Raw genomic sequence first — 26,825 nt, forward strand, 5'->3', positions numbered from 1 at the left:
GGCCGCACAGCGGCCCCAGTTTCATGATCACTACCTGACCGGGCTCTCCACTGTCCGATCAACCAGCTGAATACTGTCCCGCCCTCCCCGCTTGGACTGGTACAACGCCACATCCCCCTGCTCGATCAACGCCGCCAGGCTCGCCGGCGGCTGGTCGAACACATTGGCACCGATGCTCAAGGTCACCGCCTGCGGTGTGGGCATGGCCTGTTCGGCAAAGGCCTGGAACTGCGTGCGCAACTGCCCGCCCAACGCCACCACCCGCTCGCTGCTGCCATCGCTGAGCAGAATGACGAACTCATCGCCACCCAGACGCGCCGCCAGCGAGCGCTCCGGCAGCACCGCACGAATCATTTCGCTGAGCGCCACCAGCAACCGGTCGCCAGCGGCATGACCATGCAGGTCGTTGACCAGCTTGAAGTTGTCGATGTCGATCAGCAGCAATGCGCCTGGCCGCGCCGGGCTGACATGCTTGAACAGGTGCGTGGCACGCACCTCCAGGGCACGGCGGTTGTACAGCGCGGTCAGCGGATCGCGCGCGGCCAGCTGGGCGATGCGCTCCTCGCGGCGATAGCGCACGGTGCCGGTCATCGACAGGGCGATCAGCATGATCGCCATCGCACCCTCGACCAGGGAAATCTGGATGATCAGGCCACCGAAGGTCGCCAGGTCGATCAACGTGCCGGGGGTGATCGCGATGATCGCCTTGGCCAGGTAGAACAGGCCGTGAATGAGCAGCACATAGCGCAACTGCACCGCGCCTACGCTCAGCGACTTGCCGTGCGGTCGCAGCAGGAAGCTGGCCTTGAGCGTGAGCAGTGCCACCAGCAGCGAGTTGACCATCAGCATGACCTTGGACCACTGCGGCCCCACCGGCAGCAGCAGCAAGCCGCACCACACCACCACGATCAGCAGCCAGGCCCGCGACACCCGGGCCTGGGTAAAGCGCAACACGCCCATCAGGAAGAGTGCGTGGGCCACCACCAGCAGGCCATTGGCGAACCAGATGCCGATCAGCAGCAGGCCGATGCCGCGCAACAGCGCCAGGGTCGAGCCGACCGTGATGGTGGCAAACCCCGCGCTCCAGAACAGTAATGAAGGTTCGCGGACACTGCGCCATTCGATCGCCAGGTACAAGGCAGCGGCGGCTGCCAAGGCGATCGAGATGGTCAACATCGTGGGCGGATCGAGCGCCATGAAGGAATTGGCCTATCTGGTTAACGTGGAAAACGCCAGATTGTAGCCGTTTGCCATGACTTTTCAGAGAGGGGGACGACGGCTCAAAGCACCCGTTTGATCAACGGTTCAAGACGGCTGAAACGTAACCGGCGCAAGAACTTGCGCACTTCCTTGGGATGCTCCGCCTTCACCCCCAGGTCTTGCGCCGAGGCAATCTTCGGCGCATGCCGGCGAATGCCCTCCAGCTCCGCTTCCCGGGGTGCTAGCCACTGCCCTTGCGGGTCATCGATCAGCAGCCCGTTTTCCAGGTCCAGGTTGAAGCCGCGCGGGTTGAGGTTGTTACCGGTCAGCAGCGAATAACGCTGGTCGACCCACACCCCTTTGGCATGGAAGGTATGCCCAGGGTCGTTCCAGATCCGCACCACCAGCTGGCCGCTGGCGATGGCGGCGTGGCGACGGCGGGCGAAGGCGCGCAGGTTGTCCTCGTACAGGTACGGCAAGGCGCCGCTGGCACTGAACGGTTCGCCCGGGGCGATGTAGAAGTCGTTGGCGGTGCGGTGGCCGACGATCAGCTCGACCCGCACGCCGCGATCCAGGGCGTGGTCCAGCTCGCGCATCACCACCCGCGGCGGGTTGAAGTACGGCGTGCTGATGATCATCTGCGAACGTGCCGCCGCCAGCAGCGCGCACAGCGCACGGTTGAGCGGGTTGCCACGGCCAACGCCAAGCAACGGCACCACCCGCAGGCCCTGCTCCGGCTCGGCCGCCGGTACGTCATAGGCCATGCGCCGCAGGCGTGCGCGCAAGCGGCGGATATCGCCACGCAGGTTGCGCGTCGGCGCGGGCGCCGGCAGGTCCAGGCGCGGCGTGGCGGTGTCGTGCAACAGGCGCTTGACCAGGTCGACCATGGCGTCGGCCAGCGCCGCTGACTGGAACAGGTGGTAGCGGTCAAGGCGATAGCGGTCGAAACGGTGCAGGTAGACGTTGTTCAGGCTGGCACCGGTGTAGATCACGCAGTCGTCGATGACACTGCCCTTGAGGTGCAGCACGCCGAACAGCTCGCGGGTCTGCACCGGCACCCCATGGATCACCACGTCCAGCCCGCGCAACTGGCGCTGGGCCTGGTACCAGGCGGCGTTGCCCGGCTGCCGCCCGGCCCCCAGCAGACCACGGCGGGCGCGGAACCAGTCGACCACGATGACGATCTCCAGGCTCGGCCGAGCGGCCTTGGCCTGGTACAAGGCATCGAGCACTTCCTGCCCGGCCTCGTCTTCCTGCAGGTACAACGCGACGATGACGATGCGCCGGGTAGCGGCGGCAATCCGCTCGAGCAGGCAGGTTCGGTAGGCTGCGGCGTCGGGCAACACCTGGATCGCGTCTGCAGCGATGGCGAAACCTGGCAGCGCCGCCAGCATGGAATCGGGGTTCACGTAGGTCACCTTCTGTCTGCAATCAGGTCCATTCCTGGCCGCTGCGTGCGGGGTGTAAGATCGACCCTGCAACGACCCATAACAACAAGAAACGTGCGAGGCCTGTTTTTCTCACTGCCCCTGACGAACTATGCCTCAGCTTGCACAGGAAGATCGCAATGGTCCACCCCGCTTCTGCCATCCTAACTCCTCCCCGCGCCAAGACCTTCGGTTTTCTGGTCCTGCCCAACTTCACCACCATTGGCCTGGCCTCGGCGGTGGAGACCTTGCGCATGGCCAACCTGGCCGCCCACCGTAGCCTGTACCGCAGCGTGCTGATCGCCGCCAGCCAGGCGCCGGTGATGGCCAGCAACGGCATGCGCATCCTGCCCGACCACAGCATCACCGACGCACCATCGCTGGACGCCTTGTTCGTGGTGGGCGCCAACCCGATCGACCGTGGCCGCGGCAATCGGCCACTGACCGACTGGCTACGCCAACTGGCGCGCCAGCATGTGCCGCTGGGCGGCATCTGCACCGGCAGTTACCTGCTGGCCAAGGCCGACCTGCTCAAGGGGTACCGCTGCACCATTCACTGGGAGGACATCCAGGCCCTGCAGGAGCACTTCCCCGGCATCGTCATCTCCAGCCAGTTGTTCGAACTGGACCGCGACCGCTACACCTGTTCCGGCGGCGTGGCGGCCATGGACATGATGCTGCAGCTGGTCGCCCGGGAGGACGGCGGCCAGGAGATTGCCGCCAAGGCCGCCGAACTGCTGCTATGCGACCGCATGCGCGGCGAGCGCGAGCGCCAGCGGGTACCGCTGCGCACCCTGCTGGGCAGCGCTCAACCCAAGTTGAGCCAGGTGGTGGCGATCATGGAGGCCAACCTGGAGGAGCCTCTGGGGCTGGAGGAGCTGGCCAGCCTCAACGAAGTGACCGTGCGCCAGCTAGAGCGCCTGTTTCACAAGTACCTGCAGCGTACGCCCAGCCAGTATTACCTGGAGCTGCGTCTGTCGCGGGCACGGGAGTTGCTGCTGCGCAGCGATGTGCAGGTGCGCGAGGTGGCGCTGGCGTGCGGGTTCAGCTCGCCGGCGCATTTTTCCAAGAGTTACAGCCGGTTCTTTGGGTTGTCGCCGTTGGGGGAGCGGCGGCAGGCTTCGTTGCACTGATTGGGTCCTTTAGTGACTGCACCGGCCCTATCGCCGGCAAGCCGGCTCCCACAGGATCATCACAGTCTTCAAGCCCTGCGCAGTACCTGTGGGAGCCGGCTTGCCGGCGATAGGGCCAGCACTGCCAACTCAGTCCTTCAGTTCCCCATACGCGGTCTCCCGGCACATCAACATCGCCACCAAGGCCACCAAAGCCGCCGCCAGCAGGTACCCAGCCGGCGCCAGCTTGCTGCCAGTGGCCTGGATCAGCCAGGTGGCAATGAACGGCGCAGTCCCACCAAACAGCGCGTTGGCCAGGTTGAAACTCAAGGCAAAGCCACTGAAGCGCACCCGGGTCGGAAAGATCTCCGCCAGCAGGCAAGGCAGCGTGCCATCGTTCATCGCCAGCATCGCGCCGAACAGGATCTGGATCGCCAGAATCACCAGCAACGGCTGGCCGTCGAGCAGCTTGAACAACGGCACCGTGAGCCCGAGAAACAACAGCGAAGCAACCACCAGCATGGTCTTGCGCCCGAAATGGTCCGACAGCCGCCCCATCAGGAAGATCAGGCCAATGTAGGTGGCCAGGGACACCGTCGAGGCGACGAACGAATCGCGCTCGCTCATGCCCATCTCGCTCGACAGGTAGGTGGGCATGTAGCTGAGCAGCAGGTAGAACGCCACCGCATTCAGGCAGGTGACACCGATGCCGATGGCCAGGCTGCGGCGGTGCAGAGTGAGCAGTTCACGGATCGGTGCCGGGGTCATGCACGCCTTGCTCTCCAGGCGTTGTTCCATTTCCAGGAACTTCGGCGTGTCCTGCAGGCTCATGCGGATGTAGCGACCCACCAGGCCGAACGGCGCGGCCAGCAGGAACGGCAGGCGCCAGCCCCAGCTGTGCAGGTCCTCGGTGCTGAGCAGCTCGTGCAGAACGGCGACGAATGCCGCGCCGAACAACAGCCCGGCCGCCGTGCTGGCCGGCACGATGCTGGTGTAGAGCCCGCGCCGGCCAGGTGGCGCGTATTCGGCGAGGAAGGCGGAAGCGCCGGCATATTCGCCCGAGGCGGAAAAGCCCTGCACCAGGCGGATCAGCAACAACAGGCACGGCGCCCACAGGCCGATCTGCGCGTGGCTGGGCAACAGGCCGATGCAGAAGGTCGAGATCGACATGATCAGGATCGACAGCGACAACGCGTTGCGCCGGCCGTGGCGATCGCCGAAGTGCCCCCAGACCACGCCCCCCAGAGGGCGCACCAGGAACGACAGGGCGAACACCGCGAAGGTGGCCAGCAGGCCGGTGGTCTTGTCGGTTTGCGGGAAGAACGTGGCGGCGATGATGGTGGCGAGGTAGCCGTAGGCGGCGTAGTCGAACCATTCGACGAAGTTGCCCATGAAACTGGCCCGGGCGGCCTTGCGCAAGGCTTGGCGTTCGGCGCTCTGGGCGGCGCCGTCGAGGGTGGGAGCGTTAAGGGTGGTGCTGGACATGACGGGTACCCTCTGATTCTTCTAATTGGAGGCAGGGTCTGGGGGTCATTCGATTCTTGTTTTTATCTGTGCCGACCTCTTCGCAGGACAAGCCCGCTCCCACAAAGAGACCGGCACGGGCACCGGGCTTATTTGCGGATGATGTTGTGTTCCGGGCCGTACGGGAACTGGGTGATGTTCTCGGCACCCGTTTCGTTGACGATCAGGATGTCATGTTCGCGGTAACCGCCCGCCCCTGGCCGCCCTTCGGGCAGCATGATCATCGGCTCGATCGACACCACCATGCCCGGCTCCAGCACCGTGTCGATGTCCTCGCGCAGCTCCAGCCCCGCCTCGCGGCCGTAGTAGTGGCTGAGGGTGCCGAACGAGTGGCCGTAGCCGAAGGTGCGGTACTGCAGCAGGTCATGGCGCAGGAAGATCTCGTTCAGCTCACGGGCGATGTCGCAGCAGCGCATGCCAGGGCGCACCAGCTTCAGCCCCGCTTCGTGCACCTCGACGTTGGCCTGCCACAGGCGCAGGTGGTCGTCCGGACAATGATCGAGGAACAGCGTGCGCTCCAGGGCGGTGTAGTAGCCAGCGATCATCGGGAAGCAGTTGAGGCTGAGAATGTCGCCCTTGTTGACCTTGCGGCTGGTGACCGGGTTGTGCGCACCGTCGGTGTTGAGGCCGGACTGGAACCAGGTCCAGGTGTCCATCAGCTCGCCGTCGGGGAAGCTGCGGGCGATTTCGCGGACCATCGCCTGGGTGGCATGCAGCGCCACTTCATATTCCGGCACCTGGTCTCGCAGCGCCTCGACCACCGCCGCGCCGCCGATATCGGCAACGCGTGCTCCATGACGGATTAGCGCCTGTTCTTCGGCGGACTTGATCATGCGCATACGCATGCACGGCGCGCCGATGTCCAGCAGTTCTGCCCTGGGGTAGCAGGCGGCAAGCTTGGCGTGGTTCTGCAGGTTGAGATGGTCGTATTCGACGCCGATGCGCGAAGCCAGCGGCAGCGCCTGCTGGATGGCGACGAAGTAGTTGTCGCGCTGCCAGTCGGTGTAGACGATGTTGTCGGTACCGACCGTGCGCCGCCAGGGCTGGCCACCGTCGATGTTGGCGCTTATCGACACCACCTTGTCCTGGGTCACCACCAGGGCGTAGGGACGGCCGAACGAGCAGTAGAGGAAGTCGCTGTAGTAGTTGACGTTGTGGTACGAGGTAAAGATGGCCGCCTCGATGTCCTGCTCGGCCATGTAGGCCCGCAGGCGGGCATGGCGGGCGGCGTACTCCTGCGCGGAGAAGGTCGGCTTGACCTTGTCGCCGTTGCGGATGTTCAGGGTCTGGGGCATTTGCATGGTCGGTGTTCCTTGTCGTTGTGAGCACGCTGTTCAGGCCGGCCGCCTGAGAAGCATTGCAACAGAACCGACGAGGACGCTTTTGTATCTATCCGACCTGGAATTGGCGGGATGGCACCGGATGTGGGGCAGCTGCGCTGCCCAATCGCCGGCAAGCCGGCTCCCACAGGGTCTCCACAATGCTCAAGGGCTGTGGTGCACCTGTGGGAGCCGGCTTGCCGGCGATTGGGCTGCAAAGCAGCCCCTGTTACACAGTTATTTCAGATCAAACCGATCCAGTTCCATGACCTTCACCCAAGCCGCAACGAAGTCCCTGACAAACTTGTCCTTGCCATCGCTGCTGCCATACACCTCGCTCAGCGCCCGCAACTGCGCATGCGAGCCGAACACCAGGTCAACGCGGCTGCCGGTCCACTTCACCTGCCCGGTCTTGCGGTCGCGGCCCTCGAAGGTTTCGTTGTCGTCCGAGGTCGGCTTCCACTCCACGCCCATGTCCAGCAGGTTGCGGAAGAAGTCGTTGCTCAAGGTGCCCGGCTTGTCGGTGAACACGCCGTGCTTGCTGCCGCCATGGTTGGCGCCCAGCACCCGCAGGCCACCGATCAGCACGGTCAGCTCCGGCGCGGTCAGGGTCAGCAACTGGGCCTTGTCCAGCAGCAGCTTCTCGGCCTTGACGCTGTAGCGGGCCTTGCTGAAGTTACGGAAGCCATCGGCCAGCGGCTCCAGCACGGCGAACGACTCGACATCGGTCTGCGCCTGGGAGGCATCGACGCGGCCTGGGCGGAACCCCACGCTGCCACTGTAGCCGGCATCCTTGGCAGCCTTTTCCACGGCGGCGGTACCGCCCAGCACGATCAGGTCGGCCAGGGAGACCTTGTTGCCGGACTCGGCCCGGATTTTCTCCAGCGCCGCCAGCACCTTGTCGGTCCCCTGGTTGGCCGCCCAGCCGTTCTGCGGTGCCAGGCGCAGGCGGGCACCATTGGCGCCACCGCGCTTGTCAGAGCCCCGGAAGGTCGAGGCGGCAGCCCAGGCAGTGGAAACCAGCTCGCCAACACTCAGGCCCGAGGCCAGGATCTTGCTCTTGAGTGCAGCGATATCCTGCTCACCCAGCACCGACTGTTCGGCTTTGGGCAACGGGTCTTGCCACAGCAGTTCCTCGTTGGGCATCTCAGGCCCCAGGTAGCGCGCCAGCGGGCCCATGTCGCGGTGGATCAGCTTGTACCAGGCACGGGCGAAGGCGTCCGCCAGCTGGTCGGGGTTGTCCTTGAAGCGCCGGGCGATCGGCTCGTAGATCGGGTCGAAACGCAGCGCCAGGTCGGAGGTCAGCATGGACGGTGCATGTTTTTTGCTCGGGTCGTGGGCATCCGGCACGCTACCTGCGCCCTTGCCCTCTTTCGGCCGCCACTGGTTGGCGCCGGCTGGGCTCTTGGTCAGTTCCCAGTCGAAGTTGAACAGGTTGTTGAGGTACTCGTTGTCCCAGCGGGTCGGGTTCGAGGTCCAGGTCACTTCCAGGCCGCTGGTGATGGTGTCGCCACCTTTGCCGGTGCCGAACTTGTTGGCCCAGCCCAGGCCCTGCATCTCCAGGCCTGCAGCCTCTGGTTCGGCGCCGACGTTATCCGCCGGGCCGGCGCCGTGGGTCTTGCCGAAGGCGTGGCCACCGGCGATCAAGGCCACGGTTTCTTCGTCGTTCATGGCCATGCGCCCGAAGGTCTCGCGGATGTCGATGCCCGACCTCACGGGGTCGGGCTCACCTTCCGGGCCTTCCGGGTTGACGTAGATCAGCCCCATCTGCACGGCAGCCAGTGGATTTTCCAGGTTGCGCTCGGCCTGCAGGTTGCGGTTCTGTTCTTCGCCATGCTTGGCGGGCTCGGCCACCAGGTCACCCTGGCCGGGTGGCTGGGCCTTGAGTTGCTCCTTGCCGTAGCGGGTATCACCGCCCAGCCAGACCTTTTCCGAGCCCCAGTACACGTCTTCGTCCGGCTCCCACACGTCGGCGCGCCCGCCAGAGAAGCCGAAGGTCTTGAAGCCCATGGACTCCAGGGCGACGTTGCCGGTTAGCACGATCAGGTCGGCCCAGGAGATCTTGTTGCCGTACTTCTGCTTGATTGGCCACAACAGGCGCCGGGCCTTGTCCAGGCTGACGTTGTCGGGCCAGCTGTTGAGCGGGGCGAAGCGCTGCTGGCCGGAACCTGCACCGCCGCGGCCGTCACCGATGCGATAGGTGCCGGCGCTGTGCCAGGCCATGCGGATGAACAGTGGGCCGTAATGGCCGAAGTCGGCCGGCCACCACTCCTGGGAGTCGGTCATCAGGGCCGTCAGGTCGCGCTTCAGGGCCTGGAAGTCGAGGCTCTTGAATGCCTTGGCGTAGTCGAAGTCCGGGTCGGGACTGGACTTGCTGGAATGCTGGTGGAGGATCCTGAGATTGAGCTGGTCAGGCCACCAGTCTCGGTTGGTGGTGCCGCCACCTGCGGTTTGATGGAACGGGCATTTCGATTCGTTCGACATCTGCTTTTACCTTTGGGTCGGTTATCCAGATTTCCGGTCTATGCCAGGTGTTCTTTCCAGCCGAGCACATGGGCTCATGCCTACCCCTTATCAGGCCTGGTCGGTCACGTTCCGACACGGGGCTCCCTCGCAATTCGCGGGGCCAGGGGAAAGACTAGTCGAGCTTGGGCAGACTTCTAATAGAGTGGCTATTGGGGGGTGATAGGTTGGCTCTGTCAGGGTTTGCCGGGCGAAACGTCCCAAGACCCGTCCCATCCGTTATATGTCCCGTTGCGGCCCCCATGCGACAGTGAAGAAAACAGCGCGGGAGGCGACATGCATAGCCTAGGTATTCTCGGGGTCGGCGAGCTGACCGAAAAAGTGGTGATCGGCCTGCGCCGCAGTGGCTTCGACGGCAGGTTGCTGCTGTCGCCACGCAATGCCCAGCGTGCCCAGGCCTTGGCCGTCGAGCAGGGTTGCGAGGTGCTGGCGAGCAATCAGGCGGTGGTCGACCAGGCCGACCTGGTGATCCTAGGCTTGCGCCCGGAATCGCTGGCACAGCTGGCGCGCGAGGTGCGCTTGCGCCCCGGCCAGCGCCTGGTGTCGCTGGCGGCAGGCATTGGCCTGGATCAGTTGGCCGCGGGCTTTCCCGGCGCCCACTGCGTGCGGGTGATGCTGTCGTATGCGGCGCAGTACAACCAGTCCACCGTGGTGGTTTGCCCAGCGGATGCGCTGACCGAGCAGTGCCTGGGGCCGTTGGGGAATCTGGTGGTCCTGCAGGATGAGCCGGCATTCGAGCTGGCCACGGTGGCGGCGTGCATGAATGGCTGGTTCTACTTCCTGTTGCACGATTTGCAGCACTGGCTAAGCGACAAAGGCCTGCCGCCTGCCCAGGCGCGCGACCTGGTGCTGGGCAACCTGCAGGACTGCCTGAGCAGTGCCCGGCAGCAGCCGGAGTACAGCCTGAAGGCGCTGGGGCAGGCGATTGCCACGCCGGGGACCTTTACCGCAGACGGGCTGGCGGTATTGATGCACCAGCCGGCCAGTGCCAGCTGGGGGGCGGCGTGCGAGGTGGTGCTCGATGGTTTGCTGAACCGGTCGGGGCTGCCTGGGCGCTAGGCTTTTTCTGTTCCGGCCCTATCGCCGGCAAGCCGGCTCCCACAGGGACCGTACAAGGCACAAGTGGTTTACAAATCCGGGTCCAGGCCTACCTTGTCGCCATGCCAGTCAAAGCGCTCCACCTCATGCCGGCGCTTGCGGAAGCTGTAGGGTGTCTCGCCATACTGCTTGCGGAACCACAAGATGAAGTGCGACGCATCGGAAAACCCGCACGCCAGGGCAATGGTGGTGATGTTCTGGCTGGTATTGACCAGCAGCCGCCGGGCGTGGTCCAGGCGCAGCTTGCGCCAGTAGTTGGCCGGCGGCTCCTGGGTGTTGGCGACGAACTCTCGGTGCAACTGCCGCGGGTGGGTACCCACCGCTTCAGCGACCGTTTTGAGGGTCATCGACGCATCCAGGTTGGCGCGCATGAAGGCAATCGCCCGTTGTACCCGGTCATTCTGGTAGACGCTGTCGCCGGCGGCCTGCTGTGCTTCGCCTTCGGCCCAGTCGTCCACCAGCAAGTACTCCAGGCCCTTCTGCGCCCGCACCGCGCCGCAATGGCGGCGAATCAGGTTGGCGGCCAGGTCGATCGCCGTGCCGCCTGGGCAGGTGATGATGCCGCGGTCATCCACGTAGCTCTTGTCGATCACCATGGTCGACAACGGGAAGCGTTCGCGAAATTCCTCACGCAAGGTGAAGTGCACTGCACAGCGCCGCCCATCGAGCAGGCCGGCCTTGCCGAGCACGAACGAACCCGAGCACAGGGCGATGATCGGGATGTTCGCCGCGTACACGTCACGCAAGGCATCGAGCAACCAGTCAGGTGGGTTGCGTGTTTCGCCAAGCAAGCCGCCGGCCAGCACGATGTAGTCGTACTGGGCGAACAGATCGAGGGGCTTGGTCGGCGAGATCGGCATGCCGCAGCTGGCCGTGATCGGCTGGTCGTCGAGGGTCATCCAGTCCCATTGGCAGTACACCTGCTGGCTGCGAAACGACTTGTCGGCGGCGAAGCGCAGCGAGTCGACCAGGCCTGCCACCGGTACCAGGGTGAACTGGTTCATCAGCACGAAACCGACACGCAGCTCGGGTTTGATCTGTGCGGGCGGTTCAGGGGATTGCTGCTGTTGTAGTTGTTCTTGTTGGGCAACCATGGACGTCGGCCTCATGACCTGCTGGATGGCGCCATTGTAGGGCGCGCCTGGCGTCTGACATATCACATGGCGCAGGACAAATAGTAGCCCCATGACAAAAGGCGCCACCGTTCTATCAATTGTCATGCCTGTAATATCGGCCCGCCTGCCGCGCTGAGCATCATGTAGCCACAACAAGATGCTCAGAGGCCCCCCTCATGTACCGTGGATTCTGGTATGCCTAGGCGCTGGACCTGGACAGCGACCTCGCCCCCGCCCCCGCCCCCGCCCTGCAGGACTCGATTCAAGCCGACGTGTGCATTGTCGGCGGAGGCTTTCTTGGCCTGTGGTCGGCTACCCGTACAAAAACGCTAAGGAGCGCAGCATGAGCGAACACATCGTACTGATCGACGACGAAGGCCTGGCGCCCTCCACCCGGCTGAAGCGGCCGGACTGCGAGCACACCTGGAAGCAGTTTGCCTACACCTACCCGGAGCAGATGGTGGAACACCTGCAGGACGCCACCATCGCCTTCACCTGCAGCGTGCCGCTGCGTGAAGAGCACCTGCGCCAGCTGCCGAAGCTGAAGATGATCTCGCTGGCCCTGACCGGGCGCGACATCGTCGACGTCGACTACTGCAACGCCCATGGCATCGAAGTCGCCAGCGTACCGGGCTATGCCGCCAACACCGTGGCCGAGCATAGCCTGGCGATGATCCTGGAGCTGTTCCGCCGACCGGCCGCCTTCACCCGCCTCATGCGCCAGGTGCACGCCGGCGACAAGCCCTACCAGAACGTCTATTTCAACCACCGCATCCGCGATGTGCGTGGCAAGCGACTGGCGATCATCGGCAGCGGCCCGATCGCCCTGCGCCTGGCTCACCTGGCCAGGGCCTTCGGCATGCAGGTGCTGTTCGAGGACCGCGGGGGCAAGCGCCAAGACCCTGACGCTCGGCCGCTGGACGAACTGCTCCGCTGGTGCGACGTGCTGTCGATCAACTGCCCGCTTACCGCAGAAACCGTCAATCTGATCGACGCCGACAAGCTGGCCTTGATGAAGCCCGATGCCCTGGTGATCAACACGGGCCGCGGCGGGATCGCCAATGAGGCGGCGCTGATCGACGCCTTGCAACGCGACCGCCTGGGTGGTGTGGCGCTGGATGTGGTGGAAGTCGAGCCCCTGCACCCGAGCAACCCGCTGTTCCAGCTCATCGATCGCGACGACTTCCTGCTCAACCCGCACATCGCCTGGAGCAGCGAAGACGCCATGCAGCAACTGATGGACAGCGCCGTGGACAACATCAGCGCCTTCGTCGCCCGCCGCATGACCGCCTGAGCCAGCACGCTGCGGTACAGCCAAGGGAACTACCACCACTGTCCCGTTTTCTTAAACACTGAGTGGTAATTTCCTTGGGCTTACAAGCTACTGGAGAACACGACATGCGCCACCTGATCATCGCCCCTGCGCTGCTGCTCCTGCTGCCTGCCGGAGCTGCTCTGGCCGACGTCGATGTGGAAGACGTCGCTACCTCGGCCGGTATCTCCGCCTCGTTGTACTCAACCTTCAAGGACGACAAACGGATCATTCCGGCCCGTGACGAGCTGTCCGCCTTCGTCGCCAGTGACGGGGCGATCCGTGGCGCCTATGTGGAGTCGGCGCTGGAGCAGGTCCGCAAGGAGCATCCTGGCCTGCAGGCCAATGACGAAGACATTGCCATGGCCATCCTGTCCCAGGATGACTCGGTGGCCAATCATTAAGGACAGTAGCGGCCCTATCGCCGGCAAGCCGGCTCCCACAGGTACTGCACAGGCCTTGGAAACGGTGCAATCCCTGTGGGAGCCGGCTTGCCGGCGATGGGGCCACCATTGCATCGAAAAACAAGGAAGCTGCCAATGCCATTGCCTCGCCCTCCCCACGCCATCGCCCTGGCGCTGTTGATCGCCTGTACCCAGGCAACCGCTGCCGATTCCGCCCCTCAGGCCTTGCTGAAACAGGCCCAAGGCGAACAGTCAGCTTATCTGGACACCCTCAAGGCGCTGGTCTCGGTCGATACCGGCACCGGGACCGAACCTGGCCTGACGCAAGTCAGTGCTGAGCTGGTCAAACGCCTCAAGGCCTTGGGCGCCGAGGTGCAGACCCACGCCGCCAAGCCTTCGGTGGGCGACAACATCGTCGGCACCTTCAAAGGCACCGGCAGCAAGGACTTCCTGCTGATGGTGCACTATGACACCGTGTTCGTCCCCGGCACCGTGGCCAAACGGCCTTTCCGGGTCGACGGGCCGCGCGCCTATGGCCCGGGCGTTGCCGACGCAAAGGGTGGCGTAGCGATGATCCTGCATGCGGTGAAATTGCTGCAGGACCAACAGTTCAAGGGTTACCGCACGCTGACCGTGCTGTTCAACCCGGACGAAGAAATGGGCTCGGCCGGCTCCCGGCAGATCATCGCCGAACTGGCCCGCAAACATGACTACGTGTTCTCCTACGAGCCGCCGGACAAGGACGCGGTGACGGTCGCGACCAACGGCATCAACCGCCTCAAGCTCGAGGTCAAGGGCCGAGCCTCCCACGCCGGGTCCGCGCCCGAGGAAGGCCGCAACGCCCTGACCGAGCTGGCCCACCAGATTCTCCAGCTCAAGGACCTGGGCGATGCGAGCAAAGGCACCACGGTGAACTGGACCCTGGCCAAGGCCGGCGAAAAGGCCAATATCATTCCGGCGCTGGCCACGGCCGAAGCCGATATGCGCTATTCGGACCTGAGCGAAACCGACCGGGTGCAGGCTGACGCCCAGCGCATCGTGAAAAAACAGTTGGTGGCCGATACCCAAGCCACGGTCACTGTCGAAAAGGGTCGGCCGCCGCTGGCGCGCAACGAAGCCTCGGCGAAGCTGGCGCAAACGGCGCAGCAACTGTATGGCGAGGTTGGCCACAAGATCGAGCCGATTGCCATGCGATTCGGTACCGATGCTGGTTATGCCTATGTGCCCGGCAGCGACAAGCCGGCGGTGCTGGAGACCATGGGGGTGGTGGGGGCTGGCTTGCATGGGGACGATGAGTACATCGAGTTGGCCAGCATTGCGCCGCGGTTGTATCTGACGGTGGCGATGATCAAGCACCTGGCCGAGTGATGGATTGCCTGTACCGGCCCTATCGCCGGCAAGCCGGCTCCCACGGGGATTGCACCGCTCTTAAGGCCTGCGCACTACCTGTGGGAGCCGGCTTGCCGGCGATAGGGCCGGTACAGGCAAACCTCACCCCCAGCCATCCATGCGCATCGTCGCCCGCACCAACCGCTGCTCCTCCTGCTCGATCTCGCGCAAGCTGTCACGAATCCCATTGATATGCTCGCGCGCCGCGCGCTGGGCCTGCTCCGGCAGCTGCTCCATCACCGCGTGATACAACCGCGCATGCTGGCGGTCGATCTGGCGCTTCTGCGCCGGGCGGCAGTACAGGTTGTTCACCGAGGCGAACACCGTGCTCAAGGTCAGGTCGCTGAGCGACTGCAGGGTATGCACCAGCACCGGGTTGTGCGAGGCCTCGCTGATGGCTCGGTGGAAGGCGTGGTCGCGCCGGGCATGTTCCCGGGGGTCAAGGGTTTCGCCCGCGGCATGTGCAGCGAGCATGTCTTCATAACGGCGGCGGATCAGCAGGCGGTCGACGTCGGTGGCGCGCAACGCCGCCAGGCGCGCCGATTCGGCTTCAAGCAGTGCGCGCACTTCGAGCAGGTCGAACAGCGTGCGCGGCTGCGAGCTGAACAAATGCATCAGTGGCGTGACGCCCGGTTGACCGGTTAAGTCCGCGACGAACGAGCCACGCCCTTGCTCCGTGTCGATGATGCCGCGCCCCCGCAGGATGCGCAGGCCCTCGCGCAACGCCGAACGCGAACAGCCGAGCTTTTCCACCAGGCGCCGCTCCGAGGGCAAGGCCTGGCCCACCTTGAGCACGCCTTCGACGATCAACCGCTCGACCCGCTCGGCTACCTGATCGGCGACCTTGGCCTTGCCTTCTGCACCCATGGACATCCTCCAACTGGTAGGACCACTGCTCTTGTGCTCTCCAATCTAGCCGGTCAAAGCCGGCAATGAACAGTGCCGTAGCGAAAAACTGGTAGGACCAGTTTCCAGTGTGCTCGACCTGAAGGCCGCTGCGGCGCACGCTGACCTGAGGCAAACAACAAAAACAATCGAGTAAGCCCATGAACATTCTGTACGACGAACGCGTCGATGGTGTGTTGCCCGCCGTAGACCTGCCAGGTTTGCTGCAGGCGCTGCATGATGCCCTGCCCGACCTTGAGGTGCTGCACCGCGCAGAAGACCTCAAGCCCTATGAGTGCGACGGCCTCTCGGCCTACCGCACGGTGCCGCTGCTGGTGGTGCTGCCCGAGCGCCTGGAGCAAGTGCAGACCTTGCTCAAGCTCTGCCACCAGCGGGGTGTGCCGGTGGTGGCCCGCGGCGCTGGCACCGGCCTGTCCGGCGGTGCACTGCCGCTGGCCAAGGGCATTCTGCTGGTGATGGCGCGCTTCAACCGCATTCTAGAGGTCAACCCACAGGGCCGTTTCGCCCGCGTACAGCCAGGTGTGCGCAACCTGGCGATCTCCCAGGCAGCCGCGCCCTACGGCTTGTACTACGCACCCGACCCCTCCTCGCAGATCGCCTGCTCCATTGGTGGCAACGTCGCCGAGAATGCCGGCGGCGTGCATTGCCTGAAGTACGGCCTGACCGTGCACAACCTGCTCAAGGTCGAGATCCTCACCGTCGAAGGCGAACGCCTGACCTTGGGCAGCGATGCCCTGGACAGCCCAGGTTTCGACCTGCTGGCGCTGTTCACCGGCTCCGAGGGCATGCTCGGCATCGTCACCGAAGTCACCGTGAAACTGCTGCCCAAGCCACAAGTCGCCCGGGTGCTGCTGGCCAGTTTCGACAGCGTCGAGGACGCCGGCCGGGCGGTGGCCGAGATCATCGCTGCCGGCATCATTCCCGGCGGCCTGGAAATGATGGACAACCTGGCGATTCGCGCCGCCGAAGACTTCATCCACGCCGGCTACCCGGTGGACGCCGCGGCGATCCTGCTGTGCGAGCTCGATGGCGTCGAGGCCGATGTGCAGGACGACTGCGAGCGGGTGGAGGCGGTGCTGCGCGAGGCCGGTGCCCGCGAGGTGCGCCTGGCCTGTGACGAGGCCGAGCGCGTGCGCTTCTGGGCCGGGCGCAAGAATGCCTTTCCGGCGGTGGGGCGGATTTCGCCGGACTACTACTGCATGGACGGCACCATCCCCCGCCGCGAGCTGCCACGGGTGCTCAAGGGCATCAGCGAACTGTCCACGGAATACGGCCTGCGCGTGGCCAATGTGTTCCACGCCGGCGACGGCAACATGCACCCGCTGATCCTGTTCGATGCCAACCTGCCCGGTGAGCTGGAGCGCGCCGAAGCCATCGGCGGGCGCATCCTCGAACTGTGCGTGGCGGTGGGCGGCAGCATCACCGGCGAGCACGGTGTGGGGCGGGAGAAGATCAACCAGATGTGCGCCCAGTTCAACAGCGACGAAATCTCCCTGTTCCATGCCGTGAAGGCGGCCTTCGACCCGCAGGGATTGCTCAACCCCGGCAAGAACATCCCCACCCTGCACCGCTGCGCCGAGTTCGGCGCCCTGCATGTGCACCATGGCCAACTGCCCTTTCCCGACCTGGAGCGCTTCTGATGAACCTGGACCGCGACATGAGCCAGGACCTGCTGGAGCAGGTCAACCAGGCCTTGAACCTGGGCACCGCACTGCGCATCCAGGGCGGCAACAGCAAAGCCATGCTTGGCCGCCCGGTAGCCGGGGAGATCGTCGATACCCGCAACCACCGCGGCATCGTCAGCTACGACCCCACCGAGCTGGTGCTCACCGCACGCGCCGGCACACCCTTGCTGGAGATCGAGGCGGCGCTGCACGAAGCCGGGCAGATGCTGCCCTGCGAACCCCCGCACCTGGGCCCCGAGGCGACCCTCGGCGGCATGGTCGCGGCCGGGCTGTCCGGGCCACGCCGGCCCTGGGCCGGGTCGGTGCGCGACTACGTGCTGGGCACGCGGGTCATCACCGGCCACGGCAAGCTGCTGCGCTTTGGTGGCGAGGTGATGAAGAACGTCGCCGGCTACGACGTGTCGCGGCTGATGGCCGGCAGCTTCGGTTGCCTGGGCTTGCTGACCGAGGTGTCGCTGAAAGTGCTGCCGCGCCCGCGCCAATGCCTGAGCCTGCGCCTGGCGCTGGACCGCCACCAGGCCTTGGCCGAACTGGCCGAGTGGGGCCAGCAGCCGTTGCCGATCAGCGCCGCCTGCCATGACGGCGAAGCCCTCTACCTGCGCCTGGAAGGCGGCGAAGGCTCGGTGCAATCGGCCCGCCAACGCCTGGGCGGCGAGGTACTCGACAGCCGTTTCTGGAGCGATCTGCGCGAGCAGCGCCTGGCGTTTTTCGACGAACCGGCCCCGCTGTGGCGCCTGTCGCTGCCCACCGCCACGGCCGAGCTGGACCTGCCTGGGCAGCTATTGATCGATTGGGGCGGCGCGCAGCGCTGGCTCAAGTCGAGCGCGCCGGCGCAGCAGATCCGTGAACAGGTGGCCAAGGTCGGCGGCCATGTCACCGGCTACACCCCCGGCGACGACAGCAGTGCACCGCTGCCGGCCGCGCTGATGCGTTACCACCGCGCCCTCAAGCAGCAACTCGACCCCCAGGGCCTGTTCAACCCTGGCCGTCTGTACCCAGACCTGTGAGGCCACGCCATGCAAACCAACCTGAGCGAAAGCGCCAAGCGCCTGGCCCGCGGCGAAGAGGCCGAAAGCATCCTGCGCACCTGCGTGCACTGTGGCTTCTGCACCGCCACCTGCCCCACCTACCAGCTGCTCGGCGATGAACTGGACGGGCCACGCGGGCGCATCTACCTGATCAAGCAGGTGCTCGAAGGCGAGCCGGTCAGCGCCAGTACGCAACTGCACCTGGACCGCTGCCTGACCTGCCGCAACTGCGAAACCACCTGCCCGTCAGGGGTGAAATACCATGACCTGCTGGACATCGGCCGCGCCGTGGTCGAGCAGCAGGTACCGCGCCCACTCGGCCAGCGCCTGCTGCGCCAGGGCCTGCGCGCGGTGGTACCTCGCCCGGCCCTGTTCAAGGCCCTGACCCGCACCGGCCAGGCCCTGCGCCCGGTGCTGCCGGCCGCCCTGAAGAACAAGCTGCCAGCCCAGGTGGCCCCGGCCGGCGAACGCCCGGCACCGCGCCATGCCCGCCGGATACTGCTGCTCGAAGGCTGCGTGCAACCGGCCCTGTCGCCCAATACCAATGCTGCCGCGGCGCGCCTGCTGGACCGGCTGGGCATCAGCGTCGAGCCTGCGCCCGAGGCTGGCTGCTGTGGTGCGGTGGACTACCACCTCAACGCCCAGGAACAAGGCCTGCAGCGCGCCCGACGCAATATCGATGCCTGGTGGCCGGCTGTCGAGGCCGGTGCCGAGGCCATCGTGCAGACCGCCAGCGGCTGCGGCGCCTTCGTCCGGGAGTATGGCCACCTCTTGGAAAAGGACCCGCACTACGCCGCCAAGGCGGCACGGATCAGCGCACTGTCACGCGACCTGGTGGAAGTGCTGCGTGACGAGCCAGTCGAGCAGCTGGGCCTGTGCGCCGAACAACGCCTGGCCTTCCACTGCCCCTGCACCCTGCAGCACGCCCTGAAGCTTGGCGGTCAGGTCGAAAGTCTGCTGACCCGCTTGGGTTTCACCCTCACGCCCGTGCCGGACGGGCATTTGTGCTGCGGCTCTGCCGGCACCTATTCGCTCACCCAGCCGGTCTTGTCCAGGCAGTTGCGCGACAACCGCCTGAACGCCTTGGAAAGTGGCAAACCGCAGGTCATCGCCACCGCCAACATCGGCTGCCAGACCCACCTGGACGGTGCTGGTCGGACCCCGGTGCGGCACTGGATCGAAATCGTCGAAGCAGCCCTGAACCAGGAGAACCGCCATGCATAGCAAGTCCGTGATCGGCCAGGCCGAGGTGACCCGCCTGCTCGCCGCCGCCCGCCAGGAGGCCGAAGCGCAACAGTGGAGCGTGACCATCGCCGTCGTCGACGACGGCGGCCACCCGCTGGGCCTGGAGCGCCTGGACGGCTGCGCACCGGCCAGCGCCTACATCGCCCTGGAAAAGGCCCGCAGCGCAGCCCTTGGGCGCAAGGACACGCGTGACTACGAGCAGATGGTCAATGGCGGACGCATCGCGTTCGTCACCGCGCCCTTGCTCACCAGCCTGGAAGGCGGCGTGCCGTTGCGGGTCGACGGCCAGGTGGTGGGCGCCATCGGCGTGTCCGGGGTCAAGCCCGAACAGGATGCCCAGGTCGCCAAGGCCGGGGCCGCGGCGTTGTGATCGGCAGTACCGGCCCTCTCATTTGAATGAACATGAACAGTGAGACAAACATGAATCCACTCAAGGTCGCCCCCCTCCTGCAGCGCTTCATCGAAGATGAAGTGCTGCCCGGCACTGCCCTCGACGCCGCCAGCTTCTGGCAAGGCTTCAGCAGCCTGGTCCACGACCTTGCCCCACGCAATCGCCAACTGCTGGCCGAACGCGACCGCCTGCAGGGCGAACTGGACCGCTGGCACCGCCAGCACCCTGGGCCGATCGCCGACATGGCGGCCTACCAGGCCTTCTTGCGCAGCATCGGCTACCTGGTCGATACCCCCGAGCAGGTACGGATCAGCACCCGCAACGTCGACCGCGAGATCGCCGAGCAAGCCGGCCCGCAGTTGGTGGTGCCGCTGAGCAATGCCCGCTATGCGCTCAACGCGGCCAACGCCCGCTGGGGTTCGCTGTACGACGCGCTGTACGGCACCGATGCCATCGCCGACAGCGACGGCGCCGCACGCGGCCAAGGCTACAACCCCGCCCGTGGGGCCAAGGTGATCGCCTTCGGCCGACGTTTCCTCGACCAGGCCGCGCCGCTCGCCGGTGCCTCCCATGCCGATGCCACGGCGTATGCCATCGAGCAAGGGGCGCTGCGCGTGACCCTCAAGGATGGCCGTCAGGTCGGCCTTGAAGACGCGGGGCAATTGCAGGGTTACCAGGGCGAGCGGACCTCGCCCACCGCCATCGTGCTGCAACACCATCGCCTGCATTTCGAAATCCAGATCGACGCCAGCAGCGCCATCGGCCAGGCCGACCTGGCCGGGGTCAAGGACATCCTCATGGAGGCCGCGCTGACCACCATCATCGACTGCGAAGACTCGGTGGCCGCGGTGGATGCCGAGGACAAGGTCAATGTCTACCGCAACTGGCTGGGCTTGATGAAAGGCGACTTGAGCGAGCAGGTCAGCAAGGGCGGCAAGACCTTCACCCGGGCATTGGCCGAAGATCGCCAGTACCAGGGCGCGAATGGCCAGCCATTGACCTTGCCGGGCCGTTCGCTGCTGTTCATCCGCAACGTCGGCCACCTGATGACCAACCCGGCGATCCATGATGGCGACGGCCACGAGATTCCCGAAGGCATCCTCGACGCGGTGGTCACCAGCCTGATCGGCCTGCACGACCTCAAGCGCCGCGGCAACTCCCGCGAGGGCAGCCTGTATATCGTCAAGCCGAAGATGCACGGGCCGGACGAGGTCGCCTTCGCCGACCAGTTGTTCAGCCGCGTAGAAGACCTCCTGGGCCTGCCTCGGCATACCCTGAAAATGGGCATCATGGACGAAGAGCGGCGCACCAGTGTCAATCTTCAGGCCTGCATCGCCAGCGCAGCGGCGCGGGTAGTGTTCATCAACACGGGCTTTCTCGACCGCACCGGTGACGAGATGCACACGGCCATGCAAGCCGGCGCCATGCTGCGCAAGGGCGACATGAAGCACAGTGCCTGGATCCAGGCCTACGAGCGCAGCAACGTGGTGGTGGGCCTGGCCTGCGGCCTGCGCGGCAAGGCGCAGATCGGCAAAGGTATGTGGGCCATGCCCGACCTGATGGCGGCCATGCTGGAACAGAAAGTCGCCCAGCCCAAGGCCGGTGCCAACACGGCCTGGGTGCCCTCGCCCACGGCGGCGACCCTGCATGCGTTGCACTATCACCAGGTCGATGTGGCAGCGGTGCAGCAGGCGCTGGAAAACGCCGACCTGGCCGCCGAGCGCGAACCGTTGCTGCACGGCCTGCTGAGCATTCCGGTCAGCCCGGACCGGCCCTGGAGCGCACAGGACATCCAGGCCGAACTGGACAACAACTGCCAGGGCATCCTTGGCTACGTGGTGCGCTGGGTGGAACAAGGGGTCGGCTGCTCCAAGGTGCCCGACATCCATGACGTCGGCCTGATGGAAGACCGCGCGACCCTGCGCATCTCGGCCCAGCACATCGCCAACTGGCTGCACCATGGTGTGGTGGGGGCCGAGCAGGTGGAGGCGACGCTGCAGCGGATGGCTAAAGTGGTCGATCAGCAGAATGCCGGCGATCCCGTCTACCGGCCGATGGCAGGCAACTTTGCCGGGTCACATGCCTACCGTGCGGCGCAGGCGCTGGTATTCGAGGGGCTTGAGCAGCCCAGTGGGTATACCGAGCCGTTGCTGCATGGCTGGCGGTTGCGTTTCAAGCAGGAGGTTGGGGGGTAAGGGGCCGCTGCGCGGCCCAATCGCCGCGGTTCGTCGCCACGACAAGCCGGCTCCCACAGGATCTCGCAGTTCTCAAGCCCAGCGGGGTACCTGTGGGAGCCGGCTTGCCGGCGATAGGGCCGGTAAGTTCAACCCTGCGGATCGACGATCACCGCCTCGCCAATCGCATAAAAATGCCCACCCGCCACATAGTGCAAGCTGCGCCACTGCGGGTCGGCATGCTCATAGGCCCAGTGCCCGTCCTTGAACACCCGGTCATCCGCCCAGGCCGCCACCACCTCGCCAATGAACAGGTCATAAGTGTTCTGGTTGTGCGGCTCGTCGATCACCCGGCACATCAGCCAGGCCGAGCAGCCTTCGACCAGCGGCGCCGCATGCCCCTCTACCCGCGCCAGCTCGACGCCGATGCGGGCCAGCTTGTCGGGCTGGTCGAACAGGCTGCGGGTACCAACCTGATGGGTCAGCTGCGCCTGGGCAGCCGTGGGCACCTGGATCACGAACCAGCCACTGCCTTCGACCAGTTGCCGGGTGCGAGCGCTCTTGTCCAGCACCACGGTGACCTTGGGCGGGTCGAAGTCCAGCGCACAGGCCCAGGCCGCGGCCATGACGTTGTCCACGCCCTCATGGCTGGCCGACACCAGCACGGTCGGGCCGTGGTTGAGCAGGCGGTAGGCCTTTTTCAGGTCGACGGCTTGAAAATGGCTGTTCATCGGTGTCCTCGGTCGGTGTGCACGTAGGCGCGCAATTGTGCCGCATCGACAGGGCTGAAGCATCCGTTCAGCGCCATCAGAAAATTCCTACGCTAAGCTCAGAATCATCTTACTTGTCGTCGTCACCTACTGAAAACAACATCAGCCCCTGGACGGTATCGGCCTCAGCCCGGCACCAGCGCTCGACCCAGAGGAGGCTCCGCATGCATTCGCACCTCAGCACCACCGCCGAACTGCGCAAGACCCTGCGTGAATTGATGGCCCACGACGTCAGTAACCCCGACGATGACCCACACTTCTCGGGTGTGTTGTTTTTCTGCGCAACCGATGAGCGCACGCGGCAGCTGGTCGAGCGTATCGAGCTGCTGGCCAGCGAAGCGTTCTTCGATGTCTGCGGCCGCGCCGTCGCGCAGCAGATGCGGGCGGCGGCAATCGAGGGGGTGTGCATCAAGCAGAAGCGCAAGGCGTGCGTCGATGAAACGACTATCCGCATTGCCCTGCTCGACAAAGGCTACATCACCGTGAGCACCGCGCGCCTGTGAGCGGTGCGGCCTGGCTTCCCGGGCGCGTCAGCCGTACAGGTAATCGATGTCCTTGTAGGCCAGCGCTGGCACCTGGCCGAGCAGGAAGTCGCGCAACTTGTGCATCTGCCGCGCCTTGGGGCTGGATTTGAGCCAGGTCATGTAATAACCATCGCCGGTGGCAACGGCATGCTTGAACGGCGTGACCAGGCGCCCGGCGCCGAGGTCAGCGGTGGCCAGCACCAGGTCGACCACCGAAATCCCCAGGCCTTGCTGGGCCGCCGAGATGCCCTGGTCGAGGGTATCGAACACCTGGCCCTGGTCGATGTTGATCTCCAACGCATCCATGCGTGCCAGCCAACGGCGCCAGTCACGGCGGTCCGGGGACGGGTGCAGGATCTCGCACTGACGCAGGTCAGCCAGCTCCGGTTGGGCCCGCTCCATGTAGTCGGGGTGGCAGACCGGAATCAGCCATTCGTCGAACAGCTTGAAGCTCTCGACATCGGCGGGAAAGCGCCCGTTGGCCAGGAGGATGGCGCAGTCGTAGGGCTCGGAATAGAAATCCACCGTGTCGATGTCCATCCACACGCTCGACAGCTGCACGCTGCACGCGTCGTCGGCCTTCTTGAAAGCATCCAGCGCCCTGAGCAGCCAGCGCACGGTAAGGGTCGAGGGCGCTTTGAGGCGCACGCCGTAGCGGTCCTGGCGCAACAGCGCACAGGCGTTTTCGATGATCTTGAAACCGACCTTGAGCTCCTGGGCCAGCAGGCGCCCGTGCTCGGTCAGGCTCAGCTTGGGGCCACGGCGTTCGAACAGGTCGCAGCCGAACATGGATTCCAAGGTCTTGATGTGATGGCTGACGGCGCCCTGGGTCAGCGCCAGCTCTTCGGCTGCGCGGGTAAACGACCCATAACGCGAGGCAACCTCGAAGGCACGCAGTGCGTGCAAAGCCTGGATCCGTTCCGACATGAAGCCCCCAAAAGCATGAGTAAGACTAATAGTAGGTCATAGTTCCACGCGTTTTACAACGTTAAGTGCGTCTCAGAAAATGCAGGTAAATAACAAAGATAAGCCAATAACCTGCCTGCATATCACTCGAACTTTCCGTTCATTAAACGCCTGGGGAAATCATGTTTACGGGTTATGGAAATTGCTATCGCCTGGATGCGCTAGAGCTGACCGCTGAACCTGTGCGGAACACGCGCCACTGGACATACCAGACACTACAACACTTTCGCGACGTGCTCGCCAACCCCGAATTTCCATGCCTGTTCGGGCGCAAGGCGGTGAACGGCGCAACGTGCCATATCCTATTCGCCCGTGCCGAACAATTGGCCGATGACATCGCCCAGGGCCTGGCCGACTACGTTCGCGACATCGCACCGGTACCGGTCAAGCAACGCATCGGCAGCCCGCTGGTGGTGTTTCTCGAAACCGCCGCCGACTGCACCCTCGCCGAGCAACAGGCGCTGGCCTGGAAAGTCCTGCGCGGCGTCCATGCGCGTGATCCGCACCCCTGGCCTTCTTCGGTCCCCACCGACCCGGACGACACCGGCTGGTCGTTCTGCTACGCCGGCATGCCGCTGTTCATCAACATGAACTTCCCCGGCCACCAGCAGATGAAGAGCCGTAACCTGGGCAAGCACATCACCTTCGTCATCAACCCGCGGGAAAACTTCGACGAAGTGGCCAACGCCAGTACCGAGAGCGGCCAGCGCATCCGCGCGCGCATTCGCGACCGTGTACGCCACTACAACGATGGCGTCATGCCAGACAGCCTGGGCTTCTTTGGCCAGGACGACAACTACGAATGGAAACAATACCAACTGCAGGAAGCAGGCTCGCTCAACCCGTCGCGCTGCCCCTTCCATGCCCACGTCCACGCGACACCCGACACATTGACCGAGAACTGACCGTGAATACCGCACTGACTGCTACGTACGCACTGACTGTCCTGCTGCTGATCGCCACGCCTGGTCCTGTGGTGGCCCTGATCGTCAACACTGCTGCAGCATCCGGCTCCCGAAAGGCCATGTTCACCGCCGTCGGCACCAACTGGGCGTCGCTGGTGCTGATCGGCGCCGCGGCCTGGATCATCCTGACCAGCGCGGCCATCGACAAGGCCTGGCTCAGCGGCATGAGCTTGCTGGGATGCCTGTTCATCGGCTACATCGCCGTGGGCACCTTGCGCGAGTGCCTGCAGGCACCGGCCAGCGAAACCGTCGAGCAAGCGCCGAAAGCCGGCCGCGGCGGTCTCTGGCAGGGCTTCATGGTGGGGATCTCCAACCCGAAGGACATCATTTTCTTCATCGCCTTCTTCCCGCAGTTCATCCAGATCACCGAGTCGTTCGGCAAGAGCATGGTGGTGCTGTCGCTGCTGTGGGTGTTCATCGATTTCGCCGTGCTCAGCCTGTACATCTTCGCCATCGGCAAGCTCGCCTCGCCGCGCAGCAATCGCTTCATTTCCCTGGCCTCCGGCGTTGCCCTGCTGCTGATCGCCGTCGGCGGCCTGGCCTACAACCTCAAGGAGCTGGCGGGCTGAGGCCACGCCAGAACCAAGGAAGCGCTGATGACGACCCTCGACACCGCCGCCTACGGCCAAGGCCTGCGCGCATTGCTGCAGCAGGACTACCAGCGCTTTCTGCAACTGGGTAGCCGCCGCGCGCCCCATAACCTGCATGTTCACGAAAGCGGCTACCGCTCCGGCACCATCAACACCGACGCCCTCGGGCTGCGCTACAGCCATTGCGCCGGGAAACGCTACTCGGCCGCCGAGCGCGGAAGCGCGGCGCGCATCAACCTGCTGGTGGGTGGTTCTACCGCCATGGGCATCGGTGCCAGCACCGACGAGCATACGGTGGCTTCGCACCTGTCGATGCTGACCGGGGAGGTCTGGCTGAGCCTGGCGGGCTGCGGGCTCAATGCCAGCCAGGAACTGCTGCTGTTCCTCACCCATCAGCACCGCCTGGGCGAGGTTGGCCATGTGGTGTTGCTCAGCGGGCTCAATACCCTGGCCCATGAAGCCCTGGGCGAAGTGCTGGCCGGCCCGCACGACCCGCACCACGCCAAGGCCCACCAGGCCTACCTCGGCAGCTTCAACGAAGGCATGCCGCCGGTCGGCCCAACCCGGCCGTCGTCCCTGTTGCGGCGCCTGGGGCAGGCGCTCCTGCCCCCTCGCCCGGAGCCTCTGCCGGACTGGTTGCTCTGCGCCCCGGAAAAGCGCCTGACACGCGCCGCCGATACGGTAGGCCGCACCCTGCGCCAATGGGACCGCATGCTGGCCGACAGCCACGCCACCCTTACCTTCATCCTGCAACCGCTGCTGCCCTGGTGCCGTGAGATCCTGCCGGCGGGCGAAGAGGCGATGCTGACGAACCTGGAACGGCACCCGAGCAACTTCGACCGCCTGCTGCAAGGCACCTTCGACAGCCAGCTGCACATGGATTTCTTCCGGCGCATCAAGAGCCAGGCCGATCCAGTGCCTTGCTACGACATGAACAGCATGCTCAGCAGCTCTCCGGTGTTCGGCGCCGACCTTTTCATCGACCGTCTGCACCTGAACGACCTGGGCAACAATGCCTTGGCCAAGGTGATCACCGCCAAGCTTGGTCTGGCCCAGGAAAAGCACGCCCAGCGCAAAGTCACGCCGATCAAGCTCGTCTGACAATTGCACGCCGGCCTTTCGGTAAGGCTGCTGGCTTGGCTAGAATACCGCGTCGTT

23 protein-coding genes are annotated in these 26,825 nt (G+C 65.1%); 14 read left to right on the top strand and 9 right to left on the bottom strand.

Going from position 1 to position 26,825, the window contains the following annotated elements; all coding sequences use genetic code 11:
* Positions 1–30 precede the first annotated feature (30 nt).
* Together ACIPZB_RS24290 and pssA are read right to left on the bottom strand one after the other, a co-directional pair.
* A complete protein-coding gene (locus ACIPZB_RS24290) occupies positions 31–1,197 on the bottom strand; it encodes a GGDEF domain-containing protein (RefSeq protein ID WP_400643070.1) in 1,167 nt (388 codons plus the stop codon).
* Positions 1,198–1,280: 83 nt separating this feature from the next.
* The gene (pssA, locus tag ACIPZB_RS24295; RefSeq protein WP_400643116.1) at positions 1,281–2,594 is read right to left on the bottom strand and encodes a CDP-diacylglycerol--serine O-phosphatidyltransferase; all 1,314 of its coding nucleotides are present in this window, start codon (positions 2,592–2,594) and stop codon (positions 1,281–1,283) included.
* 173 nt (positions 2,595–2,767) lie between these two features.
* On the opposite strand from pssA, the gene ACIPZB_RS24300 reads away from it, so the two are divergent.
* Positions 2,768–3,760 carry a GlxA family transcriptional regulator gene (locus ACIPZB_RS24300; RefSeq protein WP_400643071.1) on the top strand — a complete coding sequence of 331 codons (993 nt, stop codon included), beginning with the start codon at positions 2,768–2,770 and terminating at the stop codon, positions 3,758–3,760.
* Between the two features lie 129 nt (positions 3,761–3,889).
* Here the strand turns inward: ACIPZB_RS24300 and ACIPZB_RS24305 are convergent, their stop codons facing one another.
* From ACIPZB_RS24305 to katG, 3 genes are all read right to left on the bottom strand, one after another.
* Positions 3,890–5,224 (bottom strand): MFS transporter, encoded by a 1,335-nt coding sequence (locus ACIPZB_RS24305; RefSeq protein WP_400643072.1) that lies wholly within the window; start codon positions 5,222–5,224, stop codon positions 3,890–3,892.
* A 128-nt stretch (positions 5,225–5,352) separates the two neighbouring features.
* Positions 5,353–6,564, bottom strand: coding sequence for a M24 family metallopeptidase (locus ACIPZB_RS24310; protein ID WP_400643073.1), 1,212 nt, complete (start codon positions 6,562–6,564; stop codon positions 5,353–5,355).
* 255 nt (positions 6,565–6,819) lie between these two features.
* On the bottom strand, positions 6,820–9,066 hold the full coding sequence (gene katG / locus ACIPZB_RS24315) for a catalase/peroxidase HPI (RefSeq protein WP_400643074.1): 2,247 nt from the start codon (positions 9,064–9,066) through the stop codon (positions 6,820–6,822).
* Between the two features lie 315 nt (positions 9,067–9,381).
* Between katG and ACIPZB_RS24320 the strand changes: the two genes are divergently transcribed.
* Positions 9,382–10,164, top strand: coding sequence for an NAD(P)-binding domain-containing protein (locus tag ACIPZB_RS24320; RefSeq protein ID WP_400643075.1), 783 nt, complete (start codon positions 9,382–9,384; stop codon positions 10,162–10,164).
* A 68-nt stretch (positions 10,165–10,232) separates the two neighbouring features.
* On the opposite strand, the gene ACIPZB_RS24325 is transcribed toward ACIPZB_RS24320, so the two are convergent.
* Positions 10,233–11,297 carry a GlxA family transcriptional regulator gene (locus ACIPZB_RS24325; RefSeq protein ID WP_400643076.1) on the bottom strand — a complete coding sequence of 355 codons (1,065 nt, stop codon included), beginning with the start codon at positions 11,295–11,297 and terminating at the stop codon, positions 10,233–10,235.
* A 364-nt stretch (positions 11,298–11,661) separates the two neighbouring features.
* On the opposite strand from ACIPZB_RS24325, the gene ACIPZB_RS24330 reads away from it, so the two are divergent.
* The 3 genes from ACIPZB_RS24330 to ACIPZB_RS24340 all read left to right on the top strand — a co-directional run bounded on the left by ACIPZB_RS24330 (position 11,662) and on the right by ACIPZB_RS24340 (position 14,402).
* Positions 11,662–12,612: an NAD(P)-dependent oxidoreductase gene (locus ACIPZB_RS24330; RefSeq protein WP_400643077.1), complete on the top strand. Its 951-nt coding sequence runs from the start codon at positions 11,662–11,664 to the stop codon at positions 12,610–12,612.
* Positions 12,613–12,716: 104 nt separating this feature from the next.
* Entirely contained in the window at positions 12,717–13,034 is a 318-nt protein-coding gene (locus tag ACIPZB_RS24335; RefSeq protein ID WP_400643078.1) for a DUF2388 domain-containing protein, read from the top strand.
* 135 nt (positions 13,035–13,169) lie between these two features.
* Positions 13,170–14,402, top strand: coding sequence for a M20/M25/M40 family metallo-hydrolase (locus ACIPZB_RS24340; protein WP_400643079.1), 1,233 nt, complete (start codon positions 13,170–13,172; stop codon positions 14,400–14,402).
* A gap of 123 nt (positions 14,403–14,525) precedes the next feature.
* Here ACIPZB_RS24340 and glcC read toward each other — a convergent pair whose 3' ends face one another.
* Positions 14,526–15,290, bottom strand: coding sequence for a transcriptional regulator GlcC (glcC, locus tag ACIPZB_RS24345; RefSeq protein WP_400643080.1), 765 nt, complete (start codon positions 15,288–15,290; stop codon positions 14,526–14,528).
* 179 nt (positions 15,291–15,469) lie between these two features.
* Here glcC and glcD point away from each other — a divergent pair, with 179 nt between their 5' ends.
* Genes glcD through ACIPZB_RS24370 form a run of 5 tightly spaced genes read left to right on the top strand, consistent with a single transcriptional unit; the run spans position 15,470 to position 21,873 of the window.
* On the top strand, positions 15,470–16,969 hold the full coding sequence (gene glcD, locus ACIPZB_RS24350; RefSeq protein ID WP_400643081.1) for a glycolate oxidase subunit GlcD: 1,500 nt from the start codon (positions 15,470–15,472) through the stop codon (positions 16,967–16,969).
* Complete coding sequence (glcE, locus tag ACIPZB_RS24355; RefSeq protein WP_400643082.1) at positions 16,969–18,021, top strand: glycolate oxidase subunit GlcE; 1,053 nt, start codon at positions 16,969–16,971, stop codon at positions 18,019–18,021. The genes glcD and glcE overlap by 1 nt, the downstream gene beginning before the upstream one ends.
* Before the next feature lie 9 nt (positions 18,022–18,030).
* The gene (glcF, locus tag ACIPZB_RS24360; RefSeq protein WP_400643083.1) at positions 18,031–19,266 is read left to right on the top strand and encodes a glycolate oxidase subunit GlcF; all 1,236 of its coding nucleotides are present in this window, start codon (positions 18,031–18,033) and stop codon (positions 19,264–19,266) included.
* Positions 19,259–19,657, top strand: coding sequence for a heme-binding protein (locus ACIPZB_RS24365; RefSeq protein ID WP_400643084.1), 399 nt, complete (start codon positions 19,259–19,261; stop codon positions 19,655–19,657). The genes glcF and ACIPZB_RS24365 overlap by 8 nt, the downstream gene beginning before the upstream one ends.
* A gap of 32 nt (positions 19,658–19,689) precedes the next feature.
* Positions 19,690–21,873 carry a malate synthase G gene (locus ACIPZB_RS24370; RefSeq protein WP_400643085.1) on the top strand — a complete coding sequence of 728 codons (2,184 nt, stop codon included), beginning with the start codon at positions 19,690–19,692 and terminating at the stop codon, positions 21,871–21,873.
* A 128-nt stretch (positions 21,874–22,001) separates the two neighbouring features.
* Here the strand turns inward: ACIPZB_RS24370 and ACIPZB_RS24375 are convergent, their stop codons facing one another.
* Complete coding sequence (locus ACIPZB_RS24375; protein ID WP_400643086.1) at positions 22,002–22,583, bottom strand: flavin reductase family protein; 582 nt, start codon at positions 22,581–22,583, stop codon at positions 22,002–22,004.
* A 203-nt stretch (positions 22,584–22,786) separates the two neighbouring features.
* Here ACIPZB_RS24375 and ACIPZB_RS24380 point away from each other — a divergent pair, with 203 nt between their 5' ends.
* A complete protein-coding gene (locus ACIPZB_RS24380; RefSeq protein WP_008095875.1) occupies positions 22,787–23,125 on the top strand; it encodes a hypothetical protein in 339 nt (112 codons plus the stop codon).
* A 27-nt stretch (positions 23,126–23,152) separates the two neighbouring features.
* On the opposite strand, the gene ACIPZB_RS24385 is transcribed toward ACIPZB_RS24380, so the two are convergent.
* A complete protein-coding gene (locus ACIPZB_RS24385; protein ID WP_400643087.1) occupies positions 23,153–24,073 on the bottom strand; it encodes a LysR substrate-binding domain-containing protein in 921 nt (306 codons plus the stop codon).
* Positions 24,074–24,234: 161 nt separating this feature from the next.
* Between ACIPZB_RS24385 and ACIPZB_RS24390 the strand changes: the two genes are divergently transcribed.
* The 3 genes from ACIPZB_RS24390 to ACIPZB_RS24400 are packed head-to-tail and all read left to right on the top strand — an operon-like array spanning position 24,235 to position 26,768.
* Entirely contained in the window at positions 24,235–25,017 is a 783-nt protein-coding gene (locus tag ACIPZB_RS24390) for a YqcI/YcgG family protein (RefSeq protein WP_400643088.1), read from the top strand.
* Between the two features lie 2 nt (positions 25,018–25,019).
* A complete protein-coding gene (locus ACIPZB_RS24395) occupies positions 25,020–25,646 on the top strand; it encodes a LysE family translocator (protein WP_008095866.1) in 627 nt (208 codons plus the stop codon).
* Between the two features lie 27 nt (positions 25,647–25,673).
* Entirely contained in the window at positions 25,674–26,768 is a 1,095-nt protein-coding gene (locus ACIPZB_RS24400) for a hypothetical protein (protein ID WP_400643089.1), read from the top strand.
* The last annotated feature ends 57 nt before the right edge of the window (positions 26,769–26,825 follow it).

The sequence above is a fragment of the Pseudomonas sp. NPDC089396 genome, assembly GCF_044749545.1.
Taxonomy (GTDB): domain Bacteria; phylum Pseudomonadota; class Gammaproteobacteria; order Pseudomonadales; family Pseudomonadaceae; genus Aquipseudomonas.

What these genes read in the sequence shown, in the direction of transcription:
- ACIPZB_RS24330 (WP_400643077.1), top strand. Translation starts at nt 11,662, where the DNA reads ATGAGCGAACACATCGTACTGATCGACGACGAAGGCCTGGCGCCCTCC.
- glcD (WP_400643081.1), top strand. Translation starts at nt 15,470, where the DNA reads ATGAACATTCTGTACGACGAACGCGTCGATGGTGTGTTGCCCGCCGTA.
- glcC (WP_400643080.1), bottom strand. Translation starts at nt 15,290, where the DNA reads ATGGGTGCAGAAGGCAAGGCCAAGGTCGCCGATCAGGTAGCCGAGCGG.
- ACIPZB_RS24305 (WP_400643072.1), bottom strand. Translation starts at nt 5,224, where the DNA reads ATGTCCAGCACCACCCTTAACGCTCCCACCCTCGACGGCGCCGCCCAG.
- ACIPZB_RS24310 (WP_400643073.1), bottom strand. Translation starts at nt 6,564, where the DNA reads ATGCAAATGCCCCAGACCCTGAACATCCGCAACGGCGACAAGGTCAAG.
- glcE (WP_400643082.1), top strand. Translation starts at nt 16,969, where the DNA reads ATGAACCTGGACCGCGACATGAGCCAGGACCTGCTGGAGCAGGTCAAC.
- ACIPZB_RS24365 (WP_400643084.1), top strand. Translation starts at nt 19,259, where the DNA reads ATGCATAGCAAGTCCGTGATCGGCCAGGCCGAGGTGACCCGCCTGCTC.
- ACIPZB_RS24380 (WP_008095875.1), top strand. Translation starts at nt 22,787, where the DNA reads ATGCATTCGCACCTCAGCACCACCGCCGAACTGCGCAAGACCCTGCGT.
- ACIPZB_RS24400 (WP_400643089.1), top strand. Translation starts at nt 25,674, where the DNA reads ATGACGACCCTCGACACCGCCGCCTACGGCCAAGGCCTGCGCGCATTG.
- ACIPZB_RS24325 (WP_400643076.1), bottom strand. Translation starts at nt 11,297, where the DNA reads ATGGTTGCCCAACAAGAACAACTACAACAGCAGCAATCCCCTGAACCG.
- ACIPZB_RS24370 (WP_400643085.1), top strand. Translation starts at nt 19,690, where the DNA reads ATGAACAGTGAGACAAACATGAATCCACTCAAGGTCGCCCCCCTCCTG.
- ACIPZB_RS24300 (WP_400643071.1), top strand. Translation starts at nt 2,768, where the DNA reads ATGGTCCACCCCGCTTCTGCCATCCTAACTCCTCCCCGCGCCAAGACC.
- ACIPZB_RS24340 (WP_400643079.1), top strand. Translation starts at nt 13,170, where the DNA reads ATGCCATTGCCTCGCCCTCCCCACGCCATCGCCCTGGCGCTGTTGATC.
- ACIPZB_RS24385 (WP_400643087.1), bottom strand. Translation starts at nt 24,073, where the DNA reads ATGTCGGAACGGATCCAGGCTTTGCACGCACTGCGTGCCTTCGAGGTT.
- ACIPZB_RS24290 (WP_400643070.1), bottom strand. Translation starts at nt 1,197, where the DNA reads ATGGCGCTCGATCCGCCCACGATGTTGACCATCTCGATCGCCTTGGCA.
- ACIPZB_RS24335 (WP_400643078.1), top strand. Translation starts at nt 12,717, where the DNA reads ATGCGCCACCTGATCATCGCCCCTGCGCTGCTGCTCCTGCTGCCTGCC.
- ACIPZB_RS24375 (WP_400643086.1), bottom strand. Translation starts at nt 22,583, where the DNA reads ATGAACAGCCATTTTCAAGCCGTCGACCTGAAAAAGGCCTACCGCCTG.
- pssA (WP_400643116.1), bottom strand. Translation starts at nt 2,594, where the DNA reads ATGCTGGCGGCGCTGCCAGGTTTCGCCATCGCTGCAGACGCGATCCAG.
- ACIPZB_RS24390 (WP_400643088.1), top strand. Translation starts at nt 24,235, where the DNA reads ATGTTTACGGGTTATGGAAATTGCTATCGCCTGGATGCGCTAGAGCTG.
- glcF (WP_400643083.1), top strand. Translation starts at nt 18,031, where the DNA reads ATGCAAACCAACCTGAGCGAAAGCGCCAAGCGCCTGGCCCGCGGCGAA.
- ACIPZB_RS24320 (WP_400643075.1), top strand. Translation starts at nt 9,382, where the DNA reads ATGCATAGCCTAGGTATTCTCGGGGTCGGCGAGCTGACCGAAAAAGTG.
- katG (WP_400643074.1), bottom strand. Translation starts at nt 9,066, where the DNA reads ATGTCGAACGAATCGAAATGCCCGTTCCATCAAACCGCAGGTGGCGGC.